Source organism: Anaerofilum hominis (assembly GCF_014287275.1).
GTDB lineage: Bacteria > Bacillota > Clostridia > Oscillospirales > Ruminococcaceae > Pygmaiobacter > Pygmaiobacter hominis.
The window spans coordinates 57,626-69,341 of the sequence record NZ_JACONZ010000002.1 but is presented as its reverse complement, the minus strand read 5'-3'; the positions used below and the strand labels follow the sequence as shown (position 1 = coordinate 69,341).

Below are 11,716 nucleotides of genomic sequence, written 5' to 3'. Positions count from 1 at the left end.
TCCCGGACGCGCACAGAAAACCGTGATAAACGGATACGCTCTTTTTTATCTCGATGGCCACGCCCTCACCGCTTGCGCGGCAACCGGGCGCATGGCCGAAAAATAGCCCTGCGGCTATTTTTTATTGCTCCGCAATAAAAAACAACTTATTTCGATTCGCCGTGGCCTGAGGACAGGCCACATGGCTACTAAAAAATAGCCTCCGGCTATTTTTTATTGCTCCGCAATAAAAAATAACTTATTTCGATTCGCCGTGGCCTGAGGACAGGCCACATGGCTACTAAAAAATAGCCTCCGGCTATTTTTTATTGCTCCGCAATAAAAAATAACTTATTTCGATTCGCCGCGGCCTGAGGACAGGCCACATGGCTACTAAAAAATAGCCTCCGGCTATTTTTTATTGCTCCGCAATAAAAAATAATTTATTTCGATTCGCCGTGGCCTGAGGACAGGCCACATGGCTACTAAAAAATAGCCTCCGGCTATTTTTTATTGCTCCCCGCGCAGCTCGCTGCGGCAAGAAGCGCAGACGCAGCGGCCCTTGAACTCCTCCACGCCCTGGTCGCTGCCGCAGAAGATGCAGACCGGCTTACAGGCTTTGAGGATGATGCTGTCCTCCTCCACATAGATCTCCAGCGGCGAGCCGTCTTCGATCTCCATGGCACGGCGCAGCTCGATGGGCAGCACGATACGGCCCATATCGTCGACTTTTCGTACAATTCCAGTGGATTTCATCTCAGTAAAATTCCCTCCCTTGTTCCTTGGTGGTTCCATTCCATATGAACTCATCTTCATCTTGGAGAAAAACGATTCCTCTTATCGACAAAATCATTTTTCTTACACGTTTAAAATACCATATCCCCCCTTATATGTCAATAATTTCCAGTTGGAAAATTTTGGTTTTTTGTTCTTTTTTGTGACCTCCAAAAAACGTTTCCCTATATATCGCAAGATCTTGCTTTTTACGGCAAAATTCGCGGATTCCCGCCGTTTTCGCCGAGCAATTTTTCTAAAGTCACAAGATCTATACTTTTTGACAAAATATCGCTTTTTTCCGAAAGCTGCACGGCGATCCTCGCATAGACCCGGTCGCCGCCGTGAAAACCGTCCAGATACTCGTCGTCGTCGCTGTCCACGGCTGTAAAATCATAAAATTCTCCCCCGCAGCCGGCAAAGCGCCGGGCCAGTTCTTCACCCAGGGTGTCCAGATAGCCGTAGCCGCCGTTCTGCGCCATGCGCCAGTTCACCGAGGGCGGGAACGGAGGCAGAAAGCCCGCCACCCGGATCCCCTTTTCCGCGCAGAAGTCCAGCAGGCTGTCCAGCTGTGAAAGGGCCAGCGCGTCCGGGGCGTCGCCGTAGGCAAAGCGCAACTCGCCAAAATCGATATTGCGGTAGGTGTCGGCAAAATTTTTCTCCGGCTGGCCCAGATTTTTTTCCGCCGTGCTGCCGTACCGGTAGCTGCCGTCGGCGGCAAATCCCATGCCCCGGGCTGCCGCGGCCAGGCCGTAGATCCCCTGCCGGGGCAGCAGGGTCTTCAGAATCGAAAATTTCCGGTTGCCGTAGTCCAGCCCGGTGCGCAGCAGCGTGTCGAAAAAGTCCATCTTCAGGTCGCCGTAGCCCTGCGGGTCCGCCGGGCTGCTCTGCCGCCAGTTGGTGTTGAACATGTTCTGGTCAAGCACCAGCAGCAGGGTCTGCGGCAGCGCCTCCTCGGGCAGGCGGCGCAAAAAGTCCTCATAATCGGCCATATTGCGCACCGCGCCGCCGGCGTTATAAAAGCTCTTTTCCGAAAAAAACTCCCCGCGCAGCTGCATGCTGCGGCTGGTGCCCAGCACCAGCAGGCGCGGCGCCAGCGCGCCCGTCACCCGCAGCTTATAGGCCGCAAAGTTTTCATGGTGCGAGGTGCCGTACAGGACAAGGCTGCCGTCCAGCGTGGCGGCGACGATCTCCTCCATGCCCGCCAGCTCGCGGGTGCTTGTCAGCACCGCCGCAAACAGCCCGTACAACAGCGCCACCGGCAGCAGGAACAGCGCCAGGACGCGAAGAAATTTTTTCAATCAGCCTCCCCCTTTCCGCCGTTTTTTTGTCCTCACGCGGGGCGATCCGCGTGGGGCCATGCCCCCTCAAAACTGAAAATACATCGAGTTGCCGCCGCCCAGGTTTCCCCAGAACACCAGCGCCGCGGCCAGCAGATAACAGATCACCGCCTGCACCCAGGGACGCCGGGCCGAGAGCCAGGCGCGCCAACCCCTGTCCCTGGCGGCCAGGTCCACCGCAAACAGGGCGGCGAACAGCACCGCAAACCGCACACAGGCGTCCGCCGACAGCCCCAGCAGCACCAGACTCTCCTTGAGGTGGGCGACGGTGGGCACAAAGCCCGTAAACAGATGGGTGACGATATAGCCCGCCGTGGCCAGGTCAGGCGCGCCGAAAAAGATCCAGGCGAAACCCACCAGAACAAAGGTGACCAGCGTTTGCCACACCCGGGCGGGCAGGCCGTCGCGGCGCAGGCGCAGCGCCCGGCAGGCCCGCCGGCGCGGTTCAAGGGTGGCTGCGCCCACCACCATATAAGCGCCGTGCAGCGCCCCCCACACCAGCATGGGCGCGCTGGCGCCGTGCCAGAGGCCGCTGACGACGAAGGTGAAGAACAGGTTGAAATAATAGCGCGGGCGCCCCGCCCGGCTGCCCCCCAGCGGGATGTAGACATACTCCATCAGCCAGCTTGAGAGCGAGATGTGCCACCGCTTCCAGAACTCTTTCACCGAGCGGGAGAGATAGGGCGCGTTGAAATTTTCAGCCAGCTCCAGCCCCAGCAGCCCGCCAAAGCCCCGCATCATATCGGTATAGCCCGAAAAATCCGCATAGATCTGAACCGTGTAGAACAGCGCGGCCACGATCAGGCTGAGGCCGTACAGGCGGGTGGGGTCGTGATAGACGGCTTTGGTGTAATAGGCCAGCGCGTCGGCCACCACGATCTTTTTGAACAGGCCCAGCAGCACCAGCTGGGCTGCGGCCACGCCCTGCGCTGCGTCAAAGGCCCGCTCCCGCCGCAGCTGGGGCAGCAGCTCCCGGGGGCGGGTGAGAGGGCCGGAGGTGACCTGCAAAAACAGCGACAGGCTCACCCCGCAGGCAAAAAAGTTTTTTTCCGGCGCGGTCTTTTGCCGGTAGACGTCCACCAGATAACTGATCATCTGGAAGGTATAATAGCTCACCCCCACCGGCTGCGCCCATTTGAGATAGGGGGCGCTGAACGGCGCGCCCAACAGCCCGGACAGCGCGGCGAGGCCGCCGGCCAGAAAATCCAGATATTTGAAAAGGAACAGCGGCGCCAGGGCCAGCACCACGCAGAGCGCAAGCCGCGCGCGGGAGCGCCCCCGCCCCAGCCACAGTCCCCCCGCCCAGCAGCCCGCCATGCAGGCCAGCAGCAGCAGGGTATAGGACAGGCCGAACAGCGCATAAAAGCCCAGGCTGGCCGCGAACAGCAGCCCCATACGCCAGCGGTGCGGCGCCAGCCAGTAGAGGGCGAACACCGCGGCAAAAAAGCCGAAAAACGCAAAAGAAAAAACAGGCACCGCGCGGCCCTCCTCTCTGATTTTTGGGATGGTTTTGTCTATTATACACTGACCGGCCGTCCCGCACAAGGAAAGAGCGTCTCCGTCCGATTTGGAGAAACGCCCTGGGGGGAAAAGCGCCGGACTTTTTCCGCAAAAAATTCTGCAAAACGGCTGCCCTTTTGCTGCTCTTTAATATTTTATCACTATCTTGCGCATTGACAAGAGAAGATCTGTGGGGTAAGATATGTTCAAAAGTTTAAACGCATGTGAGGTGTGCTATGAGCAAGGCGACCCTGGCGGCTTTATCCGAATGCATTCCCATCTTCACGATGCTGCAGGACGAAAACCGGCAGCAGATCCTCATGCTGCTTTTTGACCACCACAGTATGACTGTTTCCGAGTTGACGGATCATCTTGCCCTGTCCCGGCCGGCGGTTTCCCACCATTTGAAACTGCTGCGGGACTGCGGCCTCATCCAGGCCGTCAAAAACGGAAAAGAGCGGATCTACAGCCTCAGTATGGACAAAGCGGTCGTCCTGCTCAAAAATCTTTTGCAGTCTCTGGAAAGGGATATGAATTTGACGCCTGGATAAGGCGTTCAATTTTAACCAATTAGTTTAAAAGTTTAAACTTATAAACAAATTTGGAGGATCGATAGAATGAGGGATCAAATCGCCATCGTGACCGGGGCCAACGGGGGCCTGGGCAAAGAATTCGTCAAACTGCTGGCAGCGCAGCCCGAGATCACCGAGATCTGGACCATCGCCCGTGACCGGGAAAAACTGGAGCAAAGCGCACTGGAACTGGGCGCGCGGGTCCGCATCTTTTCCATGGACCTGACGGACCGCGAAAATGTGAAGCATCTCGCAGCGGAGCTGGAGAAAAGCGGGGCAGCTGTAAAATACCTCATCAACAATGCCGGTTTTGCCAAGTTCTGCTCTTATGACGATATCAGTATAGAAGAATCTCTGAACATGATCGACCTGAATGTCGGTGCAGTCGTGGCCCTGGGCCTGGCCTGTATCCCTCATATGGAGCGCGGGAGCCATCTTATCAACATTGCATCCCAGGCGTCCTTTTTTCCGCTGCCCTATCAGAATATTTACAGTTCGACAAAGGCGTTCGTCCGCAATTACACAAGGGCGCTCAATGTCGAATTGAAAGAAAAGGGGATCGGCGCGACCGCCGTGTGCCCCGGCTGGATGAAAACGGGGTTATTCGACCGCGGCCTGATCGGGGCAAAAAAGGGGACGCGCAATTTTTCCGGCATGGTCACCCCCGACCTGGTGGCCAAAAAAGCGCTGCGCGACGCAGAAAAAGGGAAAGACATCTCTGTGTACGGGTCATACGTCAAGTTCACACATCTGCTGTCCAAGATCACGCCGCAAAGGCTGATGATGAAAATTTGGCTGGGGCAGCAGGGCATCCGCCTGCAAAAGGACGCCTGACCGCGAAAGGGTCCGCCCTTTCTCAAAAGCCCCGCGGCCGCCTGCCCCAAGGAAGCGCCGCGACGGACCCCGGCTCAGCCGCGCGCTCAGCTCCCGCCCCCGCACCGAAGAGGGCGTTTGGGAGTTCGTCTTACCCGGCATGCCGCAGCAGCCGGGATGGGGCGGCGCTTCAGGGGACGCCCGGCACCGCCGGGCCGGGTCCTTTGGTCCGCGATGCCAAAGCGCGGCCCCGGGAAATTTTCTTTACAGCGTTGTTTGGAACTGTTATACTCTCTGGCAGATCAAAAGCTTTGAGGGGGGCAGAAAATTTATGAAAATGCCCAGGGAAACGATCGATACGGCCATGTTCGCCCCCTGCGGGATGAACTGCAAAGTCTGTTATCGGCACTGCAGCACAAAAAAGCCGTGCGCCGGCTGCCGGAACAGCGATGCGGGAAAACCGGAACATTGCCGCAAATGCAAAATAAAGGACTGCGTCAGAGAAAAGGCCCTGTCCCATTGCTTTGAATGTCCCGGCTATCCCTGCAGGCGGATCAAAAACCTTGAAAAAAGCTACAACCAGCGCTATCAGGCCAGCCTGATGGAAAACAGCCGTTTTGTGCAAACGCAAGGCCTGAAGCGCTTTATGGAACAACAGAAAGCAGCCTATACCTGCCCGCAATGCGGCGGCATCCTCTCCCTGCATGACGGGGAATGCAGCGAGTGCCGGAAAAAATCGAAGTAGCCGGTCCCGCTCTGTCTGTGGATGCCCCTTGCCGGGCATCCTTTTTTCTCGGCAGCCGGTCTTTTCCGTTTCCGTTTTTCGGTCCCGCTAAAAAGCGCCCCCTCTCCCTGCCCACCGCTCTCCTCCGGGCGCGCAGGGGCGGGCCGCTTCGGCGGCATACGGCCCTCTGGGGCCGGGGCGGCGGGCAGGGCGGCAAAGAGGGGCGAAAGCCCCGGGTCAAAGGGCTCCTGCGCCGAAAAACCGCGGGGGCCCTTTCCCGCTGTTTCAGCAGGGGCCGGTCTGCCCAAGCTGACAGCAGCGCTTATCTCAAAAAGGAGGACGGCCGCCCCGCTCTTTTCTCCCTTTCGCCGGGCCGTCCGCCGGGCGCGGGCCGCGGCGGGGAGACCGCCGCTTCTGCGCCGCCCCCGCACGGCCGCCCGCTCTTGGCGCCCGGAGCTGGGCCGGGCCGAAAACGGCGGCGGAAAGCGCTTTTTCATTGACAAACCCGTCTGCTCAGGGTAGACTTTAAGAGTATGACCCTGTGTCAAAAGCCCGATACCTTTTTAGAGGAGGAAGTATATATGGAGAGCAACGTGAGAACGCGTTTCGCCCCCAGCCCGACCGGTTATATGCATGTGGGCAACCTGCGCACCGCCCTGTACGCCTACCTGAAGGCCAAAAGCTGCGGCGGCACCTTTGTGCTGCGCATCGAGGACACCGACCAGGAACGGTACGTGGAGGGTGCTGTGGACATCATCTACAACACCCTGCGGGAGACCGGGCTGCTCTGGGACGAGGGGCCGGACAAGGACGGCGGCTACGGCCCCTATGTGCAGAGCGAGCGCATGGGCCTGTATATGGACTACGCCAAACAGCTGGTGCAGAGCGGGCACGCCTATTACTGCTTCTGCGACAAACAGCGGCTGGACGAGATGCGCACCATCCAGAAAGCCAGCGGCCAGGCCCCCCACTATGACGGTCACTGCCGCAGCCTTTCCCCGGAGGAAATCGAAAAGAACCTGGCGGACGGCAAGCCCTTTGTCATCCGCCAGAAGATGCCGCGGGAGGGTGTGACCGGCTTTGACGACGTGGTCTACGGCCACATCGAAGTGGAAAATGCCGAACTGGACGACCAGATCCTCATCAAGACCGACGGGATGCCCACCTACAACTTCGCCAACGTGGTGGACGACCATCTGATGGCGATCAGCCATGTCATCCGCGGCAGCGAGTACCTCTCCTCCACCCCCAAATACAACCTGCTCTACGAGGCGTTCGGCTGGGAGAAGCCGGTCTACATCCACTGCCCGCCGGTGATGAAAGACGCCCAGAACAAGCTGTCCAAACGCAACGGGGACGCCAGCTATCAGGATCTGGTGGCCAAGGGGTATCTCACCGAGGCGATCCTCAACTATATCGCCCTCTGCGGCTGGAGCCCCAAGGGAGAAAACGAGATCTTCACCCTGCCCGAGATGGTGGACGCTTTCAGTGAGGAGGGCATCAGCCGTTCCCCGGCCATTTTCGACCCGGAAAAGCTGCGTTTTATGAACGGCGAGTATATCCGCCGCCTGTCCCCCGACGCTTTTTATGAAAAAGCGCTGCCGTGGATCGACCAGGCGGTGCGCCGCACATGCGACAAGCGGCTGCTGGCCCATGTGCTGCAGCAGCGCTGCGAGGTGCTGGGCGAGATCCCGGCCCAGCTGCCCTTTATCGACCAGGTGCAGCCGCACGGGCTGGACCTCTACGCCAGCAAAAAGATGAAGACCACCCCCGAGACCGCGAAAGCGGCGCTGGAAGCGCTGATCCCCGCGCTGGAAGCGCTGGGCGAAGCGGACTGGACCACCGAAAAGATCCACGCCGCCTGCTTTGACCTGATCGCAAAAATGGAGGTCAAAAACGGCTGGATGCTCTGGCCGATGCGCATCGCGCTGTCCGGCATGCAGTTCACGCCGGGCGGTGGCATCGAGATCGCCGCCATCCTGGGCCGGGAAGAGGCTCTCGCCCGCCTGAGAGCCGGCCTTGCGGAGCTGGCCTGAGCCCCTGCCGCAGCCCGCGCCCCGGCGCGCCGGCCCCATATCGAACGCCAAACAGGCAGCTGATATCTCCATATCAGCTGCCTGTTCTTCGTTTTTTGCCCCGCACCCAAAGCGGATCCGTCCTCTTCAAAAAAATTTTTTTGATGTCCGAAAACGGCTGGTCTTTCGGGCGAAGCGGCAGTATACTGTCCTTACCGGGCGTGCCCGCACCGTTTGGGGCCCGCCGCAACACCGTACAGGGGAGGGAAAGCCATGAAACCGCTGCAGGCGGCCGTTCCACTCGACCCCGATATCTGCTGGCCCGTGCTGCTGGCCCGCGACGCCCGCTTCGACGGGCGGATATTTGTCGGCATCTCCTCTACCGGCGTCTATTGCCGGCCGGTGTGCAGCGCCAGGACCCCCAAAAAAGAGCACTGCAGCTTTTTCCCCAGCGCCGCGGCGGCCGAGGCTGCGGGCTACCGCCCCTGTCTGAAATGCCGCCCAGAGCTGGCCCCCGGCCTTGCCCCGGTGGACGCCTCCCCCGCCCTGGCGCGCCGGGCGGCCGCCCGCATGGAGGACGGCCTGTGGCAGTGCAGCCTGGAACAGCTTGCCGCGGCCCTGGGCGTCACGGGCCGTCATCTGCGGCGGGTATTTCTGGCGGAGTACGGCGTCCCGCCGGTGCAGTATCTGCAGACCCGGCGGCTGCTGCTGGCCAAAAGCCTGCTCACCGACACCGATCTGCCGGTCACTCAGGCGGCGTTTGCCGCCGGTTTCAGCAGCCTGCGCCGCTTCAACGCCCTTTTTCAGCAGCGGTACCGCCTTTCTCCCAGCGCGCTTCGGCGGCAAAAAGAGGGCCCGGCGGAGCAGGAGCGGATCACCCTCTTTCTGGGCTACCGCCCGCCCTATCTCTGGGACGAGCTTCTCGCGTTTCTGCAAAAACGGGCCATTCCCGGCGTGGAAGAGGTCTGCGGCGGCGTTTACCGCCGCACCGCCGCCCTCCTGCGGGACGGCGAGCGCTGCTGCGGCCTGTTCGAGGTGCGGCCGGAGGCAAAGAAAAACGCCCTGGCCGTCACCGTCTCCGCCCCGCTGCTGCCGGTACTGGCCGCCGTGCTGGCCCGGGTGCGGCAGCTGTTCGACCTGGACTGCGACCCCCAGGAGATCGGCCGACGGCTTTTGCCGATGAACCGGCTGCAGGACGGCCTCTGCCGGCCGGGCGCCCGTCTGCCGGGCTGCTTTGAGCCGTTTGAAACCGCGGTGCGGGCCGTGCTGGGGCAGCAGATCACGGTGCGGGCGGCCACCGTGCTGGCAGGCCGCGTCGCGGCCTCCCTCGGCACGCCGCTGCCGGACCTGCCCGCCGGCCCGCGCTTTCTGTTTCCCAGCGCAGCCGACGTCGCGGCGCTGGGGGCCGCCGCAGAGGACCGCCTCTGCGGACTGGGGATCCCCCGGGGCCGCGCCCGCTCCATCCTGGCGCTGGCGCAGGCCCTGGCGGAGGGCAGGCTCGATCTCTCGGCAGGCGCGGACCCGCAGCGGCAGCTGCAGGTCCTGCTGTCGCTGCCCGGCTTTGGCCCCTGGACCGCGCAATATGTGGCCATGCGCACGCTGAGCTGGACGGACGCCTTTCTGTATACCGACTGCGGCGTAAAAAAAGCGCTGCCCGGCCGCACGCCAAAGCAGCTTCTGGCACTGTCCGGGCCGTGGGCCCCCTGGCGCTCTTATGCCACCGTCAACCTGTGGAATTTTCTTGAGACAAAAAAAGGAGCGGATGCGAGATGACCCCAAAAACCTTTCTGGCCGACTGCGATTCCCCCATCGGCCCCCTTGTGCTGGCCTCTGACGGCCAAAGCATTACCGGGCTGTGGATGAGAGATCAAAAATATTTTGGCAGCACCCTGCCCAGAGGACAGGAGCCGCTGCGGGCGGAACTGCCGGTTTTTGACGCCGCGCGCCGCTGGCTGGACCTGTATTTTGCCGGCAGGGACCCGGGGGCCGCCCCGCCCCTTGCCCCGGCAGGCAGCCCGTTCCGGCAGGCCGTGTGGGCCGCCCTGCGCCGCATCCCCTACGGCGGCCTGACCACCTATGGCCAGATCGCCCGCGCGCTGGAGCGCCAAGGCGGACGCCGCGTCTCGGCCCAGGCTGTGGGCGGGGCCGTGGGGCACAACCCCATCTCGATCCTGATCCCCTGCCACCGGGTGGTGGGGTCCGGCGGCAGCCTGACCGGGTATGCCGGCGGGGTGGAAAAAAAGCTTTTTCTCCTTAAATTAGAAGGCGCGCCGCTGGACGGGCTGTTCACACCGAAAAAGGGGACCGCTCTTTAACGCTGAAAAACTTGACTCCCCTCTTTTTTCGCGCCGCAAAACCGGGCCGGCGCTTTGTGCCTGTGCGGCCAAAATGGCCGCCGCCTGTAAACCAGCGGGGCCGCTCATTGCCCGGCGGACAGCCGCTAGGTGCGCTCTCTTTTTAAAACGGCGTCTGCTCCCTGTTTGCCGCCCAGCGGCCGGTTTTGCGGGGCTGCGGAAACGCAGTTTAAAATTTTCAGCAAAATTTTTTTCACATGCGCTCTCCTAGGCGCGGTTCTGTAAAGCGCCGCACTGCGGAGCCGCGTGGAAAAGCCAGGGAAACTGTCCGTGCCGATATAGCTGTTCGGCGCTGCGGAAACGCAGTTGAAATTTTCAGCAAAGTCTTTTTCCACATGCGCTTCCCAGGCGCGGCTCTGTAAAGCGCTGCACTGTGGATCCGCGTGGAAAAAGCCAGGGAAACTGTCCATGCCGATATAGCTGTGCGGGGCCGCTCAGCGCCCGGCGGGCGGCCGCTGGGCGCTCTCTTGTTAAAACGGTGTCTGCTCCCCGTTCGCCGTCCGGCAGGCGGTTTGGCACTTTCTCTGCGGCAAGGAACGCTTTTTTGCAGGACGCCCTCCCCCTTTTGACCCTGCAAAAAGGCGCCCATCGCCCCCCAAAAAATCCCACCGCTGCCGCCGCACTGCAAAAAAGAGGCTTCACCCCGTTGGGGTGAAGCCTCTTTTTCTCTGCTGTTATCGGCAAACGCCTGCCAAAACAGTCTTATTTCACCATCTCGCGAACGACCTCGGCGATGTGCTCCGCCGAGAGGCCGAACTGCTTGAGCAGCGCGGCGGCCGGGCCGGAGTGGCCAAACTCGTCGTTGACGCCGATGCGGCGCACCGGGGTGGGGCAGTTTTCAGCCAGGCAGCTGCAGACCGCCTCGCCGAGGCCGCCGATGACGTTGTGCTCTTCGGCGGTGACGATCCGGCCGGTCTCTTTCGCGGCCTTGAGCACCAGCTCTTCGTCCAGCGGCTTGATGGTGTGGATGTTCAGCACCCGCACGTCAATGCCCTCCGCCGCCAGGGTCTCGGCGGCGGCCAGCGCCTCGGCGACCATCAGGCCGGTGGCGATCACGGTGATATCCTTGCCGTCCCGCAGGGTCACGCCCTTGCCCAGCTCAAACCGGTACCCCGGCACATCATTGATAACCGGCACCGCCAGGCGGCCAAAGCGCAGGTAGACGGGGCCGTCATGCTCATAAGCGGCCTTGACCGCAGCCCGGGCCTCCACGTCGTCGGAGGGGCTGACCACGACCATGCCGGGGATGGTGCGCATGAGCGCAAAATCCTCGCAGCACTGGTGGGACGCGCCATCCTCGCCCACGCTGATGCCGCCGTGGGTGGCGCCGATCTTGACGTTGAGGTGAGGATAGCCCAGGGTATTGCGGACCTGCTCAAACGCGCGGCCTGCGGCGAACATCGCAAAGGTGGACACAAACGGCACCAGCCCTGCGGTGCTCATGCCCGCGGCGGCGTCCATCATGTTGGCTTCCGCAATGCCGAAGTCAAAATGCCGCTCCGGGAACGCTTTCTGAAAAATGCCGGTCTTGGTGGCCTCGGCCAGGTCGGCGTCCAGCACGACCAGGTCCTGATGCTCTTTGCCCAGCTCCACGAGCGCGTTGCCATAGCTTTCGCGGGTGGCGATCTTTTTTACTTCTGCCATA

Annotated in this window: 10 protein-coding genes; 6 read left to right on the top strand and 4 right to left on the bottom strand. The window is 61.3% G+C overall.

Features of this window, described 5'->3' with window-relative positions:
* Positions 1 to 489 precede the first annotated feature (489 nt).
* The 3 genes from H8S23_RS05515 to H8S23_RS05505 form a co-directional block, all read right to left on the bottom strand.
* On the bottom strand, positions 490 to 735 hold the full coding sequence (locus H8S23_RS05515; protein ID WP_186887332.1) for an AbrB/MazE/SpoVT family DNA-binding domain-containing protein: 246 nt from the start codon (positions 733 to 735) through the stop codon (positions 490 to 492).
* Positions 736 to 962: 227 nt separating this feature from the next.
* Entirely contained in the window at positions 963 to 2,054 is a 1,092-nt protein-coding gene (locus tag H8S23_RS05510; RefSeq protein WP_186887331.1) for a hypothetical protein, read from the bottom strand.
* Between the two features lie 66 nt (positions 2,055 to 2,120).
* Positions 2,121 to 3,569, bottom strand: a complete 1,449-nt coding sequence (locus tag H8S23_RS05505) for an MBOAT family O-acyltransferase (RefSeq protein WP_186887330.1) — start codon at positions 3,567 to 3,569, stop codon at positions 2,121 to 2,123.
* A gap of 260 nt (positions 3,570 to 3,829) precedes the next feature.
* On the opposite strand from H8S23_RS05505, the gene H8S23_RS05500 reads away from it, so the two are divergent.
* The 6 genes from H8S23_RS05500 (at position 3,830) to H8S23_RS05475 (ending at position 10,032) form a co-directional block, all read left to right on the top strand.
* Complete coding sequence (locus H8S23_RS05500; RefSeq protein ID WP_186887329.1) at positions 3,830 to 4,144, top strand: ArsR/SmtB family transcription factor; 315 nt, start codon at positions 3,830 to 3,832, stop codon at positions 4,142 to 4,144.
* A 66-nt stretch (positions 4,145 to 4,210) separates the two neighbouring features.
* Positions 4,211 to 4,999 (top strand): SDR family NAD(P)-dependent oxidoreductase, encoded by a 789-nt coding sequence (locus tag H8S23_RS05495; protein WP_186887328.1) that lies wholly within the window; start codon positions 4,211 to 4,213, stop codon positions 4,997 to 4,999.
* Between the two features lie 139 nt (positions 5,000 to 5,138).
* Entirely contained in the window at positions 5,139 to 5,723 is a 585-nt protein-coding gene (locus tag H8S23_RS05490) for a DUF3795 domain-containing protein (protein ID WP_341479896.1), read from the top strand.
* 560 nt (positions 5,724 to 6,283) lie between these two features.
* Positions 6,284 to 7,738, top strand: coding sequence for a glutamate--tRNA ligase (gene gltX, locus H8S23_RS05485; protein WP_186887326.1), 1,455 nt, complete (start codon positions 6,284 to 6,286; stop codon positions 7,736 to 7,738).
* A 252-nt stretch (positions 7,739 to 7,990) separates the two neighbouring features.
* Positions 7,991 to 9,490 (top strand): AlkA N-terminal domain-containing protein, encoded by a 1,500-nt coding sequence (locus H8S23_RS05480; RefSeq protein ID WP_186887325.1) that lies wholly within the window; start codon positions 7,991 to 7,993, stop codon positions 9,488 to 9,490.
* Positions 9,487 to 10,032: a methylated-DNA--[protein]-cysteine S-methyltransferase gene (locus tag H8S23_RS05475; RefSeq protein WP_186887324.1), complete on the top strand. Its 546-nt coding sequence runs from the start codon at positions 9,487 to 9,489 to the stop codon at positions 10,030 to 10,032. The genes H8S23_RS05480 and H8S23_RS05475 overlap by 4 nt, the downstream gene beginning before the upstream one ends.
* Positions 10,033 to 10,773: 741 nt before the next feature.
* Here H8S23_RS05475 and H8S23_RS05470 read toward each other — a convergent pair.
* Positions 10,774 to 11,715, bottom strand: a complete 942-nt coding sequence (locus tag H8S23_RS05470; RefSeq protein WP_186887323.1) for a transketolase family protein — start codon at positions 11,713 to 11,715, stop codon at positions 10,774 to 10,776.
* Position 11,716 lies beyond the last annotated feature (1 nt).